Below are 20,859 nucleotides of genomic sequence, written 5' to 3' on the forward strand. Positions count from 1 at the left end.
GACTTTCTTCACCAAACCAAACTAAGTTAGTTTTTAGAACTACCTCCAACATTTTGCAGATTGGCAAATTGAAGTTTCGCTAATTCGGCAAAGTATCCTGGCTCACGAACTAAGCGATCAAAATTGCCTTCCTGAATAATTTGCCCCTCCTGAATAACTAAAATACGATCAGCACTGCGTAAAGTCGAAAGACGATGTGCGATGACTAACTGGGTGACCTTTAGTTTGTTCAAATACTCCTGAACCCTAAATTGGCTTTGGCTATCCAAAGCACTAGTGGCTTCATCAAGAAAAATGATTTTGGGTTTTTTAACCAAAGCACGTGCAAGGATAATCCGCTGCATTTCACCGCCAGAGAGTGATTGCATACCCTCATTAATAAAAGTATCCATCTCCATTGGAAATCCAGAAATCATGTGCTCTAATCCTAGCTGATACACGATGTCCCACGCATCGTTTCGGGTTAACCGTTTATCATTACCAATAATATTTTCTAATATCGTTCCCGGAATAAGCACGCTTTTCTGGGTCACTACACCGATTTGCTGTCGTAAAATGGATAAATTGATCATGTCCATGTTGACTTCATCATATAAAATCTGACCATCCAGCGGTTTTTCCAGACCCAACAGAATGCGAAAAAGGGTTGATTTACCGCAACCGGAGCTTCCAGTAATGCCAATGACTTCGCCAGGGTTAACGGTCAGGCTGATGTTTTTATACACGAGTGGCTGATTTTCATCATAGCGAAAAGACAAGTTTTTAATTCGGATTTTCCCTTCCAGTTTCACATGGCTTCCACCGCGTTGGCGAGGTTCCACTTTAGCTTGGAAAATAACCAATGATTGTTCGAAAAGAGGAATAATAACAAGAATCGAAGAAACGAAAGTGGTGAGGGTGATTAACGCTGCAAAAAATTGAGAGAAAGCGGCATTAAAGGCAATAAAAGTACCGATTTGTAATTGGTTTTTCTGATAAAAATAGATGCAAAAGAGAATTAATGTGACTACCATCAATAGCGAACCATGAATAATATGCAGGTAAATTCCCACTTTTTCAGCTTTGAATTTTGCAATGAGGAGATTGGAAAAATAATCAGACCAGATATTAAAAGCTCGGTATTCACTTGCGGAGACTTTGAATTTAATAATGCCACTAATGACTTGGAAAACAAATCCAGCTTGCTTGATGATGTATTCATAGACTTTTCGCTGATGCGTTAAAAAGCGTTGACTTAAGGTGAGAATTAAAATAGCAAGAATGATAAAAGTAAATAAAGATAAAAGAGCCAGAGTAAAGCTGTAATAGCACATCAGTCCGAACGAAACGATAGAAACAATAATTCCAAAAAGCGAAAGTACCGTGGATTGAGTAAGCATCTCTTGAATGGCTGAAACGACTCCAGCTCGATAAGCAATGTCTCCCGCATTAAATTGCCGAAAAAAAATCGGGTTTAATTTTAAAAGTCTATCCCAAATGGCAGGTTCAAGTCGCATTTGTACTTTAAACCGTAAGTGCAGCATCATAATGGACTGATTGATGGACAGAAAAAAATAAATGAATGTGTTCATGATCAATGCGACACTTAAAACGGTCATCTGACTTGATTCAACAAAATGAGTGAAGTTATTGAAAAAATAACTCATGAAAATGGGTAAACTCATCATTAAAAAACTGAGCATGAGCTGTAAATAGAGAATTGATCTTAAATCAGAAAATAAGCGTCCAAATGAAAATTTTAAAATATCAAAAATCTTATTTATTTTATCGGGAAGTGGTTTAATAAAGGTAAACGCGTATTTTTCTACTGCCGCTAATTGCCGATGAGTGAGCGGCAGTTTTTCAATAGGCGTCGAACGTTCATAACCGCCATTTTGTTTAGGCGATAACACGCAAGGCAGCCCATCAATAAACGCTAAAAGGAGTCCGTGATCTTTTTCCCACCATTTTTCCTCAAGCGTTATTTTTTGAATGCGAACACCCGCATGAACGGCGATTCGCTCCATCGTTGTATCAATATCTTCTTCTAAATCACCACTTGGAATATCAAGTGCCATCCCTAACAGTTCGGCGAGATGAAGGCAAGCGTCTACCAATAGTTTTTTTTCATCCAAAGTGGTGTGCTTTGTAGAGTCTTCTCGAGTAAGTACCTGCCGAATTTTTAATAAACCGGGAGCAATTCTCTCAAATTCTTTATCCGTCATAATAAATAATCCTTCTCGATGAATTGCTTATATTTACCGTCTAGTTTCAATAATTCTTCATGTTTCCCGCGTTCGATGATGGTTCCGTCTTCAATCACCACGATTTCGTTACAGTGTCTGATTGCACTTAAGCGATGGGCAACAATAAGAAAACTGCAATCCATTTTATTGAGGTTTTGATAAATTTTGGCTTCCGTTACTGAATCAAGCGCTGAGGTGGCTTCATCGAGAAGGATTAATTGAGGTTTTTTGATCAAAGCTCTGGCGATTTCTATACGCTGAGCCTGCCCGAGACTGATGTTCGCGCCGCCTTCAAGAATACGGTAATCTAAACCGCCTTTCATGCTGACCACATCGTAAACACAAGCGGTTTGCAAGGCCTCAATAATGGTTGCATCATCAATGCTTCTATCCCACATTGTCAAGTTGTCGCGGATTGTCCCTTCAAAAAGGAAAATGTTTTGATCGACATACGAAACCAGTTTAAATAACTCATCGGAGGGATAGTCTTTAATGTTTTTCCCCAGGAGATAAATTTCTCCAAACCAAGGATCATAAAGACCGGTAATCAAGTTTAATAGAGAAGATTTCCCTCCGCCAGAAATGCCTGTAATCGCAACGGTATCACCTTTTTTTAGGCTGATAGTTATATCCGATAAAATAGGCGCTTCTAGCTTTGAGTAGCCAAAATAAATGCCCTTAATATCAATTAAATTGGTCGATTTAATGTGTTGTGGCTCTGGGTTCTTTTCTTTATTACTTTTAAATAAAAGCACATCATTCACACGGAGTAAATCACCTTTGAGTTCATTTAATTTTAAAAAATTGTCAACGATACTAATGACAGGTTCAGGATAAAGAAGTAACAATGTATAAGTTGCTATAATTCCTCCAACTGTCATTGTCCCTTGCATAACAAAATGGGCTCCAAAGATAATGAGGAGAACTAAATTAAAAAAATACAATGCGTTGGGGAGTAATGAAATGAGTGCTGTGTAAACATCAATGGTTTGCTGTGAATCAATTAATTTGGATTTATAACTTAACCAGCGCATGAAAAATCGATTTTCGCCATTCATGAATTTCAATGCTTCCATCATTTGGACACCGCTGTATTCAATCCCATGCATTTTGGCTTGATCTTGAGAAAATCGGCGACCCAAGTCAATGATAATACGCTTAGTAATAATGATTGAGATAAAATTGAGAATAGTGATAAAAACCACAATGAGTCCAATGACTTTATTAATTAAAAGAATAATAATGGTATAAATAATAATGCTTAAGCTATCAATAATAACCTCAGAAAATCCTTCTGTGATTTTCAGGGCAATTTCATCAAAAATATAGATGCGGTTTGAGATATCTCCCGTTGCTCTCTGAATATAAAATGACATAGGTAAGTGTAATATTTTATTGAAAAACCGCGGTATTTTTTTTATCGCAAATCGGATCTTATACAGAACTAAATAATATCGCTGAATCCAAAGAAGTAATATCATGCAAAGGATAGTAAAGCCCATACTTAACACAAAACCCAGCATCCATTGTTCTTGGTTTTCAACGATAATATTATCAACAAAAAACTCAATGAATAATGCTATAGAAGCTTGTGGTAACGAAAGGAGAGCCGAAACAAAGAAAAGGTAGCTAAGCTCAACAAGATCCCCTTCAAGGTAATCACGTAACAAGCCAAAAACAGATTTTTCTTTCTTACCACTGGGTTTAAATTGCTCGCCAGGGGTAATGCGCAGTAAAACCCCAGTATACCCTTTATCAAATTCCTCTAAAGAGATGACGCGTGGGCCTGTGGCTGGGTCATTGATATACACTTTATTTTTTATAATTCCTTCAACCACAATGAAATGATTAAATTTCCAAAAAACAATAAAAGGCGTAGGCATGTACCCTAAAGAATCAAGATCTTTTATGCGTTTTCCTTCAGCATTCATTCCCATATTGCGAGCAGCTTTGATAATATTGATGGCTTTAGACCCATCACGGGTTACCCCACAGGCTTCACGGGCTGTCTCAGAAGAAATGTGCAAGCCATAATAAGCAAGAACGATAGCAAGGCAAACCGCGCCACATTCCATCGCATCCATTTGCAAAATGCTTGGGGTTTTCACGCGTTTATGGTGAACCTCAGATAAGCCAAGATCGAAATCAAATTTAATCATTTTCGCCTATCATCCAGTTTTTTGCTGATTCCACGATGGGGATTATTATCGCCAGAGGATGTTGTTTCTTGACAGTAATTCCCACACTCGCAATGGAGCCAATCGATAAACGTTCATGGGGACCCTTTGATGTCGTCCATAAATACCCACTCGGAGTATTTGAGGAATGGATTAGTGCAATTTTTACTTTAAAAACAGGCCCTTGTTGAATGAATTTATCAACTAATTTTTGATTTTCTACTGTGCTTTCAATACTGGGAGGGTTAATCGGTAGTTCACTCACGTAAGTGACTCGCCCGACAACACCACCGAATTCGAGTGTATTAAAATGTTTTGGAAAGACTTTTGCTGGCATGCCAATTTTTATTTTTTTACCTTCATTGGCGTTAAAAAAAGCCACTACTTCTAAATCATTACTGTGGGTAATGATATTCGTCAATGTTTGCTTTTCAGTTAAAAAATCCCCTTTCTTCACATAATTTGTGGCAATAACACCATCGGCTGGACTATAGACGTTTTCGGTTAAATTCAGATTTTCTAAGAGTTTACGTAAGTTAAACTCTGATTGAGCTACTTTTTCTTGTTGCTCCCTTAACTTGGTATTCCATGATTCAATGTAGTCGTTTCTGTTTTGGTTAAGTTCAACAAGGGTATTCTGATTTTTACTAATTTGCTCTTTCGCATCATAATAAGCGACCTGCATATCATTGAGCTCGAGGCGAGATAAAATCCCTTTTTTAAACGCGGTTTCCTGGATTTTGAGCAGAGATTCAAGATGTTCTTTTTTTTCCTTTAAATTGGCATTGATTGTTTTGGCATAATTCATTGATTCTTCAATGTGTTTTAAGCGAATGGCAATTTCTTTTTGTGCTGTTGCAGAGAGGTTATTTAATTTAGTTTTTTCTTGCTCAATGTATTTGCGTAATTCCTTCGCTTCTGCGGCCATATTGGGATTAGTTAACGTAGCTAGGATTTGTCCTTTCTTGACCTCTTGACCCGGGTTTACAAGAACCGCGCTGACATACCCACCTGAGATAGGCGACATGACATTAATGATAGCTGCATTTTTTGCCAGAATGATTCCTTGGCCTTCCACAATTGAGGAGATTTTTCCCAATATTAGCCACAACAGGCAGCCGACAAAGATAATTAAAAAAACGATTAAATAGATCCATGCTTTCGGCGTAATAATACGTATGGCATGCTGAAATTCATCTCTTTCTTGAGCAGAGTCAAGCGCTTGTTTGCGATAGAGATCGGAATCTTTCATGCTATTTTCTCATACATGATACGGATACGAGCGGCTAAAACAGGTAAAAGCTCTAGACCGATTTCAGGATAAGCATGGATTTGGGTGGTAAAATCCCATTCCGAAATAAAAACGCACTCTACTTCATCAATAGCACGCACGGAAGCCGTCGTTTTTAGTTTATCGATAACAGAAATTTCCCCAATGATTTGCCCAGGAGCGAGTGTGGTAATGATAAGTTCTTTACCGTCATGCAATGTCTTAAAGACTTGCACCGTTCCCTTGCGTAGAATAAAAATGCCGACAGGATTGTCGCCTTCGTGAATAATAATGTCATTCGCGGCATAATTGCGAATTGTTGCTAGATTAACCAGAGGCCACAAGGCATTCTTGCTTAGCATACTGAAAAAATCCAGTTCTTTCAGGAAATTAAATAATTCTAAGTTTTCAGCGATATTTTTTTCCATAACCTCTCCTTAAGAAAGGTGTAGTTTTTAAGAATATCAATAAATTTAGCAGAAAATTATCTACAGAGACCCTCCGCTTTAGTATCAAAAGAAGCATATTATGGGCCACTATCATAGGTTTTTTTTGAATGAATGGGCTTTATATTGAACTAGCCCATTTTTTCTTGACTTTGAACTACACTTATATTGCTACAAGCATAAAGTTTTATGAGGGTTTACGCTATGAATCGTAACAAATTGATTAAAACATTGGTGTCTCAGTTTGAAGAGCAACTCAGTTACTTACCCGACCACAAACTGGAAGAATTGGAATCTGGCAAGTTAGAGATAAGTTTAACCCAAGCTGTCGGTAATGAAGCAGGTGGCGCAACTTCTGGTGCAGCGAAAAAACCACCGACTTCAGCAGGAGCTCAGCCAACACCGGTTCCTGCTGTATCAACTAAAGCAAGGTATGTATAACTATCACCCCTAGTTAAGTGTGGGCGATGAGTAACCAGCTGATAAAAAATCAGCGAATTTAGCTTATTTTTTATCAAATTGAAGAGGTGGTTATCTTATTATCCTTGAACTACACTTATAGAACTAGCCGCGCTAGTAATAAAGTTTATGAGAAATTGAGTAAAAAATAATCAATTTTAGGGCGTCCTCTTTGCAAGAATACAGGAAGTTAACCGCTTTAAAAGGAGCTACGTCGGGCAAATGAGCGACAGAGTTAGCTTCTTTAGGTGAAAAGCTTAGCGGTAAAGCCAAACACCTCTTAGAAGTTTTTTAATAAAGCGATATCCGAAGAGCGGCTTTATTATGAGATTAGCGTTCTATCCGGATGCTAGATGAGGATTATGCTATGAACCGTAATAAACTGATTAAAACATTGGTGTCCCAGTTTGAGCAACAAATTTGTAAGTTATCTGATCAAAAATTAGAAGAGCTTGAATCAGGAAAATTAGAGATAAATTTAACTCACCCTGTAGGTAGTGAAGCAGGTGGTGCTGCAGTCGCTAAGCAACCGAATAGGGGGCTTCCTGCAGACGCGGTGGCAAGGCCCGCCCCCACAGCATCTACCGCATCTGCACCAAACAGGCTAAAACGCCTCTAGGCCTTGGATAATAATAATTCTTAATTTCTCCTCTTAAAATCAGCTGAAAATGTGCTGATTTTTTTTGTTGAATGCCTCACTGGTGTCCCTTCTTTTTTGAACTATTTTCAAACAGTACACTGCTTCCATTAAAAACGATGCAAAAATTTGAGTAATTAGGAATAAATTCAGAAAATTAGTAGCTAAGTGGATTAGAGGCCACTCGTATTATGCTGTTTGACTTAAAATTACCAACTATGTAAGATAATTGGCCTTTCATGCTTGTTAATTAAGATTGCTAGTTATGCCTGTCAATAGAAAAATTTCATTACGGCTCTTTCATAATGGAGAACAAATAACCAATGCAGCCATTCTTGCCACCCACAGCAAAGAAGGGCGAGGGGGCGGCACCAAACATTTTGTAGTCATCAATGGTGCTAAAACGGAGGTTATGACTGCAAATCAACGTGCTAAAAACCGCTTAATTCTTCAAGGTAAGGAAATCACTGATGCGGCCATTCTTACTACCCACAGCAAGGAAGGTAAAGGGCCTAACAAAAGACATTTTGTCCTAATTAATGGGATTAAAACCGAGGTAAAGACTGCAAATCAACTTGATTCCAGCCGCTTATTATATCAAGGCAAAGCAATCACTGACGCCGCTATTCTTGCCACCCACCGTAAAGAGAGTCATGGGGGCAACACTAAGCATTTTGTAGACATCAATGGCGTTAAAACCGAGGTTATGACTGTAAATCAACTCTCTAAAAGCCGCTTATTCCATCAGGGCAAAGAAATTACAGACGCAGCCATTCTTGCCACCCACAGTAAAGAGGGCAAGGGGTGCATCACCAAACATTTTGTAGAGATCAATGGTGTTAAAACCGAAGTAAAGACTGTAAACCAAATTTATAAAAGCCGCTTATTCCATCAGGGCCAGGAAATCACTGATGTGGCTATCCTTGCTACCCACAGCAAGGAGGGCAAAGGGAACGGCACCAAACATTTTGTAGTAATGAATGGGATTAAAGTCGAGGTTAAGACGACCGATCAATTCTTTTCCAGCCGTTTATTTTATCAAGGCAAAGCAATTACGGATGCGGCTATCCTTGCTACTCACAGCAAGGAGGGCAACGGGAACAGCACTAAACATTTTGTTGTCATCAATGGCGTTAAAACTGAGGTCATCACCGCTCTGCAATGCAGCTACCACCGCTTATTTTATCAAGGTAAAGAAATCACTGATGCCACCATTCTTGCTACCCACAGTAAAGAAGGAAACGGGCCTTGTATCAAACATTTTGTTACCATCAATGGCATCAAGACAGAAGTGTTCACTCGAAAGCAATTAAAACGGCGCCGCTCTTCATCACAACAGCTGGAAGATGAGAGGGAGGGTAAACGCCCCTGCCTGGGAAGCCCATTAATGGGATATTATGACCATCTTGCTGAGTTAGCAGGCTTTAGCACTACTCAAACCACTGACAGCCTGCCGAAAGCCTGGCAAACGCGATTGGCCCAAGACGTGCTACTGCCTAATGGGAGTGTTAAACGCGCTTGCCTGCAAGCCACTCGGCAGGAAAGGCCATTAACAGACTCTTATGACCAAATTCTTGCTGAGTTAGAGAGTCTTAGCCCCCCCCAAAGCACTGATGATAGCTTGCCGAAATCTCGGCAAACGCGATTAACGCAAGATGTTTGGCAGCCTAATTCACTGGGTTGTTCTGCGCACACGCTTTTTCAACCACAAAATCAACACGCAAACTCTACGTGGTTTCCTGCTGGAGAAAATCTTTTGTTGCAGCAAAGTGGTTCTCTGAGCAGTAGGCTGGTAGAAGTTTATTATACGCTGGAGCGGGTTTTGCTCGAAGAGAACGAATCCGACGACTATGATGCGAGTTTCACTTGTTAACCGTTGACTTTAAGAGCTTAAATGCCTCAATAAATTCTTCTAATGGCAATTCATGAAGATTCGTATGACTTAAATCAAGCGCTGTCACTGAAGCAGGTAAAGCCTGAAAAAGTTTTTTTAATTGTTCTATAGTAAACTGAGTATTACTAAAATCCAGTGTAGACGCGTCTCCAAACATATCGAAGAATTAATTCTTTTACAGAGTCTTTAAGCGAAGCCCAAATAGCTCTTAATTGCTGATATTCTCTTCATCCCTAATATCGCTGCTATAAAAACCAAACAAACTGATTTCGTTGATTTCATCACTTAACTGAGTAAATAGTTCTTTTAACCTTTTTTCTGAGCATTTTTTATAAGATATTCATCTTCTAAATGGATAGCTTTAATGGTTGGGAATGCCTTGCTGGCTAATAATTAATATTATTAAGAACAATTTTTATTCTTTTAGTAAACGAGGATGGTGATTTAAAGTTGTTTGGTATTCTTCATTGTAAAGAAAGACACTACCAATAACTGCAGCAGTTAAAATGACTAGATTTACAAAAGGGATAAAGCTTGCAAGGCTTATGCAAGAACCAAACCCTAAGGAAAGCATCGCATTATCCTGTATTTTATTGCGCATTTTTTTAAAGCCAATTAAATTATTATCCATTACAAAATCTTGATATTGAATACTCAGGATCCAAGAATTAAATAGAAACCATAGTAAGGGGTAAATAGGATGAATAATTGGGATAAAAAATAAAAAAACCATTCCTATAAATCGAGGAAAAAAATACCATAAAAACTGCCCTTGGCGTTTAATACTACGAAGTATAGTTTGCTTAAAGGGTACAGAGGGAATATCCCTTTGATAAAATAAGCGTTGAGCTTTTTCTGCCAATAACCCATTAAAAGGGGAAGCCACTAAGTTGAAAAAAACAGTAAAAGTTACGAAAAATAATAAGAAAAAGCTGATAACAAAAAAAATCAAAAATAACCAATTAAGAAAGCTTAGCCAGGCAGGAAGGAGGCTGATATAATAGTGAGAATAAGAAAAAAGATAATCATACGTAAAATAAATTATTCCCACAAATAACAAACAATTAAAGAGAATAGGTAATAAAATAAAGCGCTTAAGGCCTTTAGCTGTTAAATGCCGTATACCTAATACAAAATAGTACATGCCGCGAAAAAACTGTCTCATGTTAACCCTATCTCTATAAGATACTAATCCCTAGCTATTTCTTGGGTCTATCTTATTGTCGTTGCTCTTTTTTATGTGATCCAAATAATGATAAAGTATCCATAAGGTAATTAAAATGGATAGAGTGATGAACAATGTATTAAAACCTTATCGGAAACTATGGCGTTCTCGAAGAGAGCGAAAAATAGCGGGTATATGCGGTGGTTTAGCTATTTATTTTAATGTCGACCCTTTTTGGGTGAGGTTTATATTTGTCCTATTTTTTCTTTTAGGAGGCTCTGCATTTCTTGTCTATGTAATTATGTGGATTCTTATTCCTCTTGAACCCACCGACTGGAGATAATCAGTTTAAATTACTCCCATAATTTTAATTCTTGGGTTCTAAACTTGTTAGGCTAATTGTTAATTCTTTCCTCGTTTATTCTGGATTTAAACCCATCAATAAAAAAACGGGTTAGTTAGATCCCTTAAGAAGTAAGTATATTATGTTTTGATTACAAGCAGGAAAGGAATTTTTTTGCTAAATATTAAGATAAGGCAATTTACAGCAAGGATATAAAAATTAACAAAGAACATCTCTCTAACCATTCTTTCGCAATAATAGTAAATAAGGATGCAAAGAATGCTCAGAATGTTGATCAGTACTTGGATGAGTTTTCTCAAGCCAATTTATCCTATCAGCTTCATCAGGTTAATTCCAATAATATAGAGGAAAAAATCAGGGAAAGTGCTCAAAAATATCCTTTTTTAATTGTTGGTGGTGGCGATGGCACAATGCGGACTGCTGCGCATTATTGTGCAGGTAGTAAAATTGTTTTGGGCATCCTCCCCCTAGGAACGTTAAATCATTTTTCAAAAGAATTTAATCTTCCACAGAATCCCAAGGATATGATCAGATGTATCCATGAATTTAAGACGACAACCATTGACTTAGCCTCCGTGAATGGAAAGATTTTTGTTAATAATTCTTCGATTGGTATTTATCCAAAATTTGCCAAATTACGAGATGAATATGCAAAGAAATACAATAAGTGGATTAGTTATTTTCCTAGTTTGATAGAAGTATTAAAAAAGCATGATGTTTTTGAGTCAAGGATTAAAAGTGCTTCTTTAAATTCCCACATTATAAGCCCATTTTTAATGATAAGTAACAACATTTATTGCTTTGAGTTTCCCTTAACCTTTAAAAGAGACGAATTAACCAGAGGGTTGTTGGGGCTGTACTATGTACAACACGGTAAAATTGGGTTACTAAGATTAATCAATATCCTCTTTGGAAAAGAAAATAATTTCATCTTTAAAGAGGTTGGCGATTCATTAGAAATTGATTTCCCTAAGCGGAGTACAATTAGGGTTTCTTTAGATGGTGATTGGGAGGAAATGAAGCCGCCTCTTTACTATCAAATTTTGCCTCAATCACTCAGAGTACTGGTGATGTCATGATGCGTATTGTTCATATTTCAGACCTTCATTTTGGTCTACATGTGGATGCAATTATTGAGCCTTTTCTTGAGCATTTAAAGGGAATAAGACCGGATGTAATTATTATTTCTGGTGATCTAACCCACCGGGCTCAAAAAAAACAGTACTATTTATTCCAAAATTTTTTGCGGCAGTTACCTACGCCTGTTTTAATAGTTCCTGGTAATCATGACATTCCGTTATTCAATTTTTTAGAAAGGTTTTTATCTCCTTTCAAAAAATATAAAAAGTATGTCTCAAAGGAGCTTTTTTCCCATTTTGAAAATGAAGAAATAAGCATATTAGGTGTAAACAGTGCGACACCTTATCGAATAAAAAATGGTGAGTTTAGTCAAGAAGCGATTCACCGGATTCAGACTTATTTTTCAAAGAAAAATCAACGATTAAACATTCTTTTTTTTCACCATAATTTATATCAGTTTTCAGGCATGCATCATCCGTTAAATAATGCGGAGCGTTTTATTCAGTATTTGCAGCAAAGCCCGATTCATTTAGTTTGCACCGGACACCTGCATTATGCCAATGTTAAAAACATTACCCAAAAAGATAAGATTACCAGCGCTATTTTACATGCTGGAAGCTTATTAAGCCCGCGCAAAAAAGATAATCACAACAGTTTTTATATTATTCAAACAGATAAACTCCATTGCCAGGTTGATTTACAGGTATATCATGAAAATGAATTTTTAACAGAAAGCACCTATAGTTATGTGTTTGAATAGCGCCTCATCGAATAATAATTAGCGATATCGTACTATGGTAATGATCGTCTGCAATGTTCATTATTAGCCTAACTCATTGACATTCATAAACAATTAAGAGAAAGTTTTTATTAAATAATAAAAAACTCCATTTTATGACGAAGTTAAATTATCAGGCTCTATTAATATCTTTCTCTTTATTGATTAATTCATCGGGTTTTGCCGAGAGTGATAGTTTTCCATTACCGCCTCGTTTGCTGGGCGATGGTACTACAGGAACCACTACAGGAGCCCGCGGTGATTTAATGGTGCCGTTATTGGGTAGCGAGCATGGAATAATCTATGGCGATGTGCAGGGAAAATACTATCGTGATGACAGTTGGTTTGGGGGTATTGCCGGTGGTTTTCGCCAAGCTTTTGGCCGCAATATTCTGGGAGGATATCTATTCGCCGATCGCAGTGAGTCGACCAGCCACAAATATTTCTGGTCGTTAAACCCTGGTATTGAAGCAATATATGCCCAATGGGATGGACATCTAAATGGTTATTTTCCGGTGGGTTCACGCAGCAAAACTTTTCGTAGCGCCTGGGCCGATGATCTGGGTGATTACCGCTTTGTTAGTTTTTCAGGACATAAACAATTTGATCATATTTTAGTGGATACAGAAACGGCGGGGCGAGGAGTTGATGCCGAAGTAGGTTACCGTGTTCAATCTTTTAATAACCTAAGACTAGCCTTAGGTGGTTATTATTTTAACTTTCACGACATGAAGGAGATGCGCGGTATCATCGGAACGATTGAATACCCATTCACTGATCGAATTAGTGTTCTAGCCCAAGATTCTTACGATAATTTGCACAACAATACCTTTATGTTCACCGTGCGAATACGCTTTGGTGCGATTAATCCAAGCGAAGGACGCCTGCTTGAACCCATCCGTCGTAATTTGAGTACACTAGACAGTGGTACCGCCATTCCCACCGAGCGAGGATGGGTTGATAATGGCGCGAATCTTGTTGAGAAAGACCATATTTGGTTCTTTAAACCGGGTGGAGAAATTTTTAATGCTGCCGAAGGATTAAACAATTGCACAGCGGAGAAACCTTGTACAAATACTGAGATAACTCAGTCTGAAATTGATACAATTAGTGCCCTCGATCCTATTGATACCCTTGATTTAGCAACGGGTTATTATTTATTAGATACTTCAGCCACTGAGCGAATTCGTTTAAATCCTGGCCAATCGATTGACGGCAGAACATTTGATTTTAAAAAGCCAGCCTTTGGAAATGAAAGACCAATGGGTGTGGGTGGTATCGATGCGTTCGGTAGTAATATAAGTAATATTATCCTAGTTAATCAAATTGGCTATTCTGCATTTGCTTTTTCTCAAGAAATATATATACCGCAGATAACTACTTCTCAGCGAGTAGGCTTGAGGTTAAACGGAAATAATTCGCTTGTGAATTCCACCATAGGTACACCGAATGATCTAAATGGTTATAGTACTGGGGTTAGAGTCGACAATGCCACTTCTGCGTTAATCATTGGGAGTGAAATTAATGCTGGCGGAGTGAATGTCCCTGTAAGAGGGGTGGATTCCCGAAATGCAGTTTTGGATATTCGTAATTCAATCATTAATGTAAGGGCACATACCCCGGGTGATAATAGCAGAACTACGGGTATAGGCGCTGAGCTCACACAAAGGAGTAAATTTACTTCACAAAACGTGAATTATAATGTTAGCGTAACTTCTCCTGGGAGGGGACTATTGGTAGCGGAAGGGATTGGCGCGCGCGATCAAAGTACGATGAATGTGATTGCAAACATTTTTAACGTTAGTGCCCTGTCTCCAGGAAATAGTGATCCTACCGCAGCAATTGGTATTATTAACGCAACGTTTGCTCGATCAGGTGTTGAAAGCTTTTCTCAGGTGATCGGTAATTTATTCCTATTAACTGCAACGGGAGGAAATGCAAGAGTAGATCGAATCCTAAGCAATTCAGGAGCAATTGGATTGATTGAAAATGAGAATTACTTTCTTTTTCCCCAGAGGAATTAAGGAATTGCATTGGCTCGCGAAGATTTTGGAAACGGAAAAAGAGAAAGCCTAGTTACCGCAATGCGATAACTAGGCTGGTTTTGTTGATTTCTTTCAACAATTAATTAAACACCATAATTTGGGTTATCGGGTGTTTGTTCGGGAGAGTTGGTTTTAAAAGGTATTCCGGTTTTAAAGAAGAAGCTTGGAAAATAAGAATGTTTCTTCTCGTTCTTCATGTTCAGCTCCGAATTGAATATGGGCAAATCACTCCATAATTCCTCGTCTTCAACTATAGTCAATCCGTCGCAATCCATATCACTTTCTTTAGTCAATCCGTCGCAATCGATATCAGTTTCTTCTAGGGTTTCCGGCACATCAACAGAATCAAACTGTTTCTCCATAGGATCAGGAGTGTCCTTTCCGTTTTCTATTTCAAAAATAGCACTGTCTTCGTCATCAGTATCTTCAAATACAAGTGGATCAACAAGTTTTTTTCAGTGCTTCTCCTTTGGTAAAACCAATAATTGATATCCGATGCCATCCGCGGTTGTCTTGTTCATTTAAAGGGACTAATTTGGTGTTACAATGAAAATACCGTTCAAAATCCCATAACAGCACATCCCCTTCTTTTAAATCGAAATAAATGCCTTCAAAAAAATTGGAACCCTCTTGTGAAATTCCGCAAACGCCGGGGAAGAAAGTATAGCCACCTTCATAGTTACGTTGAATTTCTCCGTTAGGATTTTTAACTGACGGATAAATAACCGTAAGCGGATTTAATATAGGGTATGGAAATTTGTTTTGATCCACATGAACTGTGGTTTGTTTATCAAAATTGGCTTCAGCTGTTATAAGATAATTTGATCCCTTGATTAAAAAAGCAGAAGCAAAGCTCATTGCTCGACTTAATGTCTTATATTCAACGGGTGCACATTCAGCGTAAATTTTTTCAGCCACTTCAAAGACGGAGGCTAACCCGTCTTTGATAGCAAATTTAGCCTCAGAAAATTGTGTAGGTCTTACTCTTTGAAGTTGTTTCCCAAGCACACCAAATGGAGCTGAGCGAATATTATTATGAAAGTTTTCTTTATTTTCTCTTTTTTTAATATTTTCTGCAGAAGAAGCCGCGCCCATTCTTGAGAGTTGATTTAAAGTCACAGAGGTTAATTCCTCACGCAATTTGTCCCCAATCTTATGAAAAGGGATTGCATTAACACGATAAACGCCAATCAATTTACCATTTTTATCATAAAAATTAGTATCTTTTTCAATCTTTAGGGAATTAGGAAATGGCTCATCAAACGTATCATTGCTTTTCATTGTTCGATTAGGATTATTATCCAGAGTAATCGAACGAAGTAAATTTAAATATCGGTGAAAAAATTTAAGATACGGTAGTGTGTAAGAAAACTAGAGGGCTTTGCCTCGAGAACATTGACCTTGACTAATAAATCTAAGAATTATCTCAGAATAGGGGAAAAATATGAGGTAAGAAATAGTTTAATATTTTGACATAATGCATATATTTAGATACAATATAGCGTTTTTGTAAGCTTACCAAAAGGTTGCTCCATGACCAAAACTCTCGATAATTCTTTTTCTTTACTACCCACCGATTTTTTTACCCCTCTACCCACGGAAATTTTAGCAAAAATCTATTCCAATTTAGATATGAAATCCCTTTTACGCATCTGGCGAACAGGTAGTAGAGCACAGCAAAGGGCGATAGAGTTTTTTTTATTTTTCGAGAAGCATGATGCAGATAAAAATGCCACATTTTTTGATGGCCAGCTGATTATACTCACCATGCTTTATAAATCGAGCATTCTATTAGGAAGTATCGAAAGCAATTATTGGAATGAGTTGGTCAAAAAATTTTCTGATAAATTGAAAAACCCTCAATTAAGTTTGTCTGATCGGTTACGCGGTTTAAAACTATTGGGCAGTATTAGGAAAGTTTCTTTAAACATTACTTTGATAGAACCTAAACTGAGTAACAATGATTCGGATACATGGCAGGCAGCGTTCAATTCTTTAATAACATTTAGCCCTGCTTTGGATAAAAAATCACGTGTGATGGTTGTTGAGAATCTTATAAGCAAACTTAATTACACAGATTGGCAAGAAAGTCGAGAAGCAATCAATGACTTAGTAGCGAGCGCACCGGCTTTAAAGAAACAAATGTTAGCAACATTTATTGAATTTTCCATCAACAAAATCATTGATGATGAAGATGTCGCAGCACATAACAGAGTCTCAGAGAGCTTAAAAAAAATGATGCTTGGTTTGGATAAAGAAACGCTTGCAGTACTTGCTGAATCGCTTGTGAAGAAACTCGATAATCAAAATTCAAGTAATCGTCAAGGGATGGCATTATACTACCTGACAGCAATCGTACCTGCTTTAGGGAAAGAGAAGTTCGCAAAGCTTGTTGAACCGGTAAAACAGTGCCTTAATCATTCTCATTCAGGTGTTCGCCAATTCGCATTAAAATGCTTGGTTACAATGGTACCTACTTTAGAGAAAGAAGTATTGTCTACGCTGGTTGGGCCTGTTAAGAACGAGCTCAATGACAACGATCTGTCTGTTTGTAAAAATGCATTACGATGCCTAATGGCGATGATACCGGCTTTAGAAAAAGAAACGGTAACAATGCTTGTTGAACCCGTCAAAAATAGCCTCAACAACTCCAATCCGGAGGTCCGCCAATTTGCATTAACAGGCTTAGCAGCAATGGCACCTGCTTTAGAAAAAGACGTATTGGCCGCACTCGTCAAACCTATCGAAAATCAACTCAGTGACCAAGAGTGGCCTGTTTGCAAAAAAGCATTACGCTGCTTGACAGTGATGATCCCTGCTTTAGAAAAAGAAACGATAGCAAAGCTAGTTGAACCTGTCCAAAATTGTCTAGATGACTCAGATTTTTTTGTTCGCGAATCGGTAGTAAATTGTTTGGTTGTAATGATACCTGCCTTAGAGAAGGAGACACAGGAAATCCTAGTGGCGTTTGTTTTCCAAAAAGCATTAAATTGCTTAAGCACAGTAGTACCTAGTCTAAGGAAAGAAACATTGGGGCTGTTCATTGAACCGCTTAAAAACAAACTGGCTGATCCAAGTCCTTGTATTCAGCAAGCCGCATTAGATTGCCTAGCGGCAATTGCACCTGCTTTGGAGAAAGAATCATTGCCCCCGCTTATCGAGTTGGTTAAAAACAAGCTCAATGACAAAAAACCTGCTGTCTGCCAAAAAGCATTAGGATGCGTAATAGCAATGATACCGGTTTTAGAAAAAGAAATGATTGCAACCCTAGTGGAACCAGTCAAAAATTGCCTCAATCATTCCAATTCAGATTTTCATCAATCGGCATTAAATTGCTTAGCAGCAATGGCACCGTCTTTAGCGAACGAAACGTTAGCAGCTCTTTTCGAACCAGTTTTAAACAAAATCAATGATCAAGATTGGATTCAGGAGACAGCATTCAAATGCTTAAAAACAATGGTAGCTGGACTAGAGAAAGAGAGACTAGTAATGTTTGTGCAGCTTGTAATAACTAAGCTCAATGGGCAAGATTGGTTCATCCGCCAAAAAGTATTAAACTACTTAGTAACAAAAGAACGGCTTACTGAATTAACCAAAGAAACACTTGCAACATTTATTGAGCTGATTACAAACAAACTCAATGACCAAGATCCAAATATTGTTCATGCTGCATTGATTTGTTTAACAGCAATGGTACCCGTTTTAAAAGAAAATTTAGAACCTTTCGTTGAGCCGGTTATCAATAAATTCAATGACCCAATTTGGTATGTTTCTCAGGACGCATTAAATTGCTTAGCTGCATTGCTACCTATGTTAGAGAAAGAAGCGTTAGCTAGAGTTCTTGAACCTGTAATAAACACTCTTGATGCTGTAAATTCAACAGGCTGCCAAACCGCATTACAATGTTTAAAACGAATAATACCGGCTTTAGAGGCAGAGGTGCTAGCAGCATTGGTTGAAACTTTCAAAAATGATCTAGAGGATGAAGATGAGGATATTCGCAGGGCTTCCTTATATTATTTAGAAAAAATAGCCTCTGCTTTAGAGAGAGAAACGTTAGAGACTTTAATTGAACCTGTTAAAAATAGACTTGACGATCGAGATCCATTGGTACGTAAAGCCGCATTAGGTTGCTTAGCGGCCATGGTACCTGCTTTAGGGAAAGAAAGTTTATTAGCTTTTATTAATCCGATTCAAAATAAACTTAATGATCAGTCAGAGTGGGTTCGTGAATCAGCGTGTTCACTACTCGTTCTTTTATTCGTTACCCTTGATGGGGCACAAGAGGAAACTTTAAACATAAATAGTTTTCCGCAGCCTACGAATGAAGCGTTATTAATTCATGCCATCTCAGAGTGGATTGAACAAATAAGGAAAGTCCAAAATCAAGAAAACGTGAGTTTTCCCCTTAGCAAGAGTGCTACCCTCCCAATCAATGCCTTTTGAAGGATCATGGGTATATACCTGCAGTATTCATATGAGGAGTAGGCATGATTAGGCAACGTTCCTGAATTTTTTTAGACAAAATTTAATCTTGAATTGAGCCTATAGAAACTTATGAGAGTTTTTTTAGTGTTTTCTCTGAATAAAAACCACGTATATTTTGATCGCGTAGTTTTGTAGAAGCGCTGTTTATCAGAAGGTCATGAAATTTATAATAGATGCTTGGATATCGTTTCTTTATTTTTAATAAATTTTCTCTCGACCAGCTGCAAAAATTTACGCTGTTAATTGCTTTAACGCTAGCAATACTCGTACTGCCAGTGAGAAAGCTAATTTCACCAATAATACTGTTTTTTCCTAATTCAGCAACTCGATTTTCTCCAGCTAGAATCAACGCGTTACCCTCTATGATCACAGATACTTCGGCAATCGAATTTTCATAGATTAGATAATCGTCATTAATAGAGTTTGTTTTTGCATATTTCATTAAAATCATGAATTCTCTGGGTAAAAAATGGCTAAATTTTTCTCGATAAAAAGTTTTATATTTTTCAGGGATATTGAAAGGTATTTGGGCATATAGAAGTCGGTAAATATGCAGCATGTTAATGAAAAGAATCAATACAGAAAAAATAAAGCTGGACAGCATACCTGGTTGATATAATCCAAGCATGAGGGTCGCAATCGTAAAAAAAACTTGAGCGACACAAACCAAAGCTCTTAAAAAGAGCATCGATGTCATCAAATAACTAACTAATAAAATAATCTGTGCAAGTAAAAATGCAAGGGTGATAGCTATATCCATTATAAATTAATCTTAAATTAGTCACTGAGAATAAATTAATTTTAGACCTAAATAATGCATTAACCAAAGTCATAAGAAGACGCGAGGTTATTTGTTATATTGCTACAGGCTAAACTATTATATTAATGAATAATACAAGACAATTTAGTGTGTGTTTATATCCTATTTTTTGTAAGATATATTGACTTTTTGTAGTCTTATTAACCTTGAACTATACTTATAAGGCTAGTTACGCTAGTAATATGACTATTGATGAAGTTGAATAAAAATAAAAGAATAATAGTCAATTTTTGGTGTCCTATTTGCAAGAAAACAGGAGTTACCACAAAAGAAGGACCGATGTCTGGCAAATGAGAGACAGGTTTGCTTCTTTGAGTGTAAGCGGTTAAGTTAAAGCACTTCTTAGAAGATGACATAGTAAAGCGGTCATTCAGGGACAGATTGAACCGGTTTTATTATGAGTTAGCAATCCATTGGAATGCTAGATTGAGAGGATTATGCCATGAACCGTAATAAATTGATTAAAGCGTTAGTGTCTCAGTTTGAGGAACAAATTAGTAAACTACCCGATCAAAAGCTAGAAGAGCTAGAGTCTGGGAAACTAGAGGTAAGTTTAACTCAAACTGTAGGGAACGAGGCAGGTGGTATGGCTGGCCCAGGTAGACGACAAATTGATCCAGGTAGCCCGTCAAAAATAACACAGCGAGGACCAGCACCAGCGCCTTCACCCATTGTAAGAGCAGGTGGCAAGTCAAGGCCATTTTAATCGTTAGATAATAAATAATCTTTATCTATTCTTTAAATCAGTTCAAATTGAGCTGATTTTTTTATACTACAATTAACTTGAAGCGACCGATAGGGAAAATCCATGGCTGAGTTACTTAATTTATTCCTTCTCATCATCCTGTTTGGAGTAGTTTTATGGTTGGTGAATGTGTTTATCCCGATGCCAGGGGCGATAAAGAGCCTGCTTAACTTGTTGGTTTTGATCGTGTTAATCATTTATATCTTGCAATTTTTTGGCGTGGTAAAAAACATTTTGCCGGCAATAAAATTAATTCGTTAGCCGTT

19 protein-coding genes are annotated in these 20,859 nt (G+C 37.5%); 10 read left to right on the forward strand and 9 right to left on the reverse strand.

The annotated features are described in order from the left end of the window. Positions 1-26: 26 nt before the first annotated feature. From B5D33_RS00935 to B5D33_RS00950, 4 genes are read right to left on the reverse strand one after another with little or no spacing between them, the layout of a single operon-like run. Complete coding sequence (locus B5D33_RS00935; protein ID WP_058452441.1) at positions 27-2,204, reverse strand: ATP-binding cassette domain-containing protein; 2,178 nt, start codon at positions 2,202-2,204, stop codon at positions 27-29. Next, positions 2,201-4,384 carry a cysteine peptidase family C39 domain-containing protein gene (locus tag B5D33_RS00940; protein ID WP_058452442.1) on the reverse strand — a complete coding sequence of 728 codons (2,184 nt, stop codon included), beginning with the start codon at positions 4,382-4,384 and terminating at the stop codon, positions 2,201-2,203. Before B5D33_RS00940 ends, B5D33_RS00935 begins: the two co-directional genes overlap by 4 nt. Then, positions 4,377-5,654 (reverse strand): NHLP bacteriocin system secretion protein, encoded by a 1,278-nt coding sequence (locus B5D33_RS00945; protein WP_058452443.1) that lies wholly within the window; start codon positions 5,652-5,654, stop codon positions 4,377-4,379. The genes B5D33_RS00940 and B5D33_RS00945 overlap by 8 nt, the downstream gene beginning before the upstream one ends. Then, the gene (locus B5D33_RS00950; protein WP_058452444.1) at positions 5,651-6,100 is read right to left on the reverse strand and encodes a Crp/Fnr family transcriptional regulator; all 450 of its coding nucleotides are present in this window, start codon (positions 6,098-6,100) and stop codon (positions 5,651-5,653) included. The genes B5D33_RS00945 and B5D33_RS00950 overlap by 4 nt, the downstream gene beginning before the upstream one ends. A gap of 222 nt (positions 6,101-6,322) precedes the next feature. Here B5D33_RS00950 and B5D33_RS00955 point away from each other — a divergent pair, with 222 nt between their 5' ends. From B5D33_RS00955 to B5D33_RS00965, 3 genes are all read left to right on the forward strand, one after another. Further along, entirely contained in the window at positions 6,323-6,559 is a 237-nt protein-coding gene (locus B5D33_RS00955; RefSeq protein WP_058452445.1) for a hypothetical protein, read from the forward strand. Positions 6,560-6,944: 385 nt separating this feature from the next. After that, positions 6,945-7,196: a hypothetical protein gene (locus tag B5D33_RS00960; protein WP_058452446.1), complete on the forward strand. Its 252-nt coding sequence runs from the start codon at positions 6,945-6,947 to the stop codon at positions 7,194-7,196. Positions 7,197-7,479: 283 nt separating this feature from the next. Next, complete coding sequence (locus B5D33_RS00965) at positions 7,480-9,087, forward strand: hypothetical protein (protein WP_058452447.1); 1,608 nt, start codon at positions 7,480-7,482, stop codon at positions 9,085-9,087. Here the strand turns inward: B5D33_RS00965 and B5D33_RS00970 are convergent. Together B5D33_RS00970 and cysZ are read right to left on the reverse strand one after the other, a co-directional pair. Continuing rightward, the gene (locus B5D33_RS00970) at positions 9,077-9,265 is read right to left on the reverse strand and encodes a hypothetical protein (protein ID WP_058452448.1); all 189 of its coding nucleotides are present in this window, start codon (positions 9,263-9,265) and stop codon (positions 9,077-9,079) included. The two genes, B5D33_RS00965 and B5D33_RS00970, sit on opposite strands and share 11 nt — an antisense overlap. Before the next feature lie 258 nt (positions 9,266-9,523). Next, the gene (gene cysZ, locus B5D33_RS00975) at positions 9,524-10,273 is read right to left on the reverse strand and encodes a sulfate transporter CysZ (protein WP_058452449.1); all 750 of its coding nucleotides are present in this window, start codon (positions 10,271-10,273) and stop codon (positions 9,524-9,526) included. A 127-nt stretch (positions 10,274-10,400) separates the two neighbouring features. On the opposite strand from cysZ, the gene B5D33_RS00980 reads away from it, so the two are divergent. From B5D33_RS00980 to B5D33_RS00995, 4 genes are all read left to right on the forward strand, one after another. Next, positions 10,401-10,616 carry a PspC domain-containing protein gene (locus tag B5D33_RS00980; protein ID WP_058452569.1) on the forward strand — a complete coding sequence of 72 codons (216 nt, stop codon included), beginning with the start codon at positions 10,401-10,403 and terminating at the stop codon, positions 10,614-10,616. A 257-nt stretch (positions 10,617-10,873) separates the two neighbouring features. After that, complete coding sequence (locus B5D33_RS00985; protein WP_267889320.1) at positions 10,874-11,716, forward strand: diacylglycerol/lipid kinase family protein; 843 nt, start codon at positions 10,874-10,876, stop codon at positions 11,714-11,716. Next, positions 11,713-12,477, forward strand: a complete 765-nt coding sequence (locus tag B5D33_RS00990) for a metallophosphoesterase family protein (protein ID WP_234802421.1) — start codon at positions 11,713-11,715, stop codon at positions 12,475-12,477. Before B5D33_RS00985 ends, B5D33_RS00990 begins: the two co-directional genes overlap by 4 nt. Before the next feature lie 134 nt (positions 12,478-12,611). After that, complete coding sequence (locus B5D33_RS00995) at positions 12,612-14,519, forward strand: hypothetical protein (RefSeq protein WP_058452451.1); 1,908 nt, start codon at positions 12,612-12,614, stop codon at positions 14,517-14,519. A 104-nt stretch (positions 14,520-14,623) separates the two neighbouring features. Here the strand turns inward: B5D33_RS00995 and B5D33_RS01000 are convergent, their stop codons facing one another. Continuing rightward, positions 14,624-14,902 carry a hypothetical protein gene (locus B5D33_RS01000; protein ID WP_058452452.1) on the reverse strand — a complete coding sequence of 93 codons (279 nt, stop codon included), beginning with the start codon at positions 14,900-14,902 and terminating at the stop codon, positions 14,624-14,626. A 79-nt stretch (positions 14,903-14,981) separates the two neighbouring features. Then, positions 14,982-15,821 carry a hypothetical protein gene (locus tag B5D33_RS01005; protein ID WP_058452453.1) on the reverse strand — a complete coding sequence of 280 codons (840 nt, stop codon included), beginning with the start codon at positions 15,819-15,821 and terminating at the stop codon, positions 14,982-14,984. Positions 15,822-16,073: 252 nt separating this feature from the next. On the opposite strand from B5D33_RS01005, the gene B5D33_RS01010 reads away from it, so the two are divergent. Further along, positions 16,074-18,986 carry a hypothetical protein gene (locus B5D33_RS01010; protein ID WP_058452454.1) on the forward strand — a complete coding sequence of 971 codons (2,913 nt, stop codon included), beginning with the start codon at positions 16,074-16,076 and terminating at the stop codon, positions 18,984-18,986. Between the two features lie 109 nt (positions 18,987-19,095). Here the strand turns inward: B5D33_RS01010 and B5D33_RS01015 are convergent, their stop codons facing one another. Next, positions 19,096-19,788 (reverse strand): cyclic nucleotide-binding domain-containing protein, encoded by a 693-nt coding sequence (locus tag B5D33_RS01015; protein WP_234802422.1) that lies wholly within the window; start codon positions 19,786-19,788, stop codon positions 19,096-19,098. 502 nt (positions 19,789-20,290) lie between these two features. On the opposite strand from B5D33_RS01015, the gene B5D33_RS01020 reads away from it, so the two are divergent. Further along, positions 20,291-20,554: a hypothetical protein gene (locus tag B5D33_RS01020; RefSeq protein WP_058452455.1), complete on the forward strand. Its 264-nt coding sequence runs from the start codon at positions 20,291-20,293 to the stop codon at positions 20,552-20,554. A 102-nt stretch (positions 20,555-20,656) separates the two neighbouring features. Beyond that, positions 20,657-20,854, forward strand: coding sequence for a Thivi_2564 family membrane protein (locus B5D33_RS01025; protein WP_058452456.1), 198 nt, complete (start codon positions 20,657-20,659; stop codon positions 20,852-20,854). Positions 20,855-20,859 lie beyond the last annotated feature (5 nt).

This window comes from Legionella maceachernii (assembly GCF_900167045.1).
GTDB classification, from domain to species: Bacteria; Pseudomonadota; Gammaproteobacteria; order Legionellales; family Legionellaceae; genus Tatlockia; species Tatlockia maceachernii.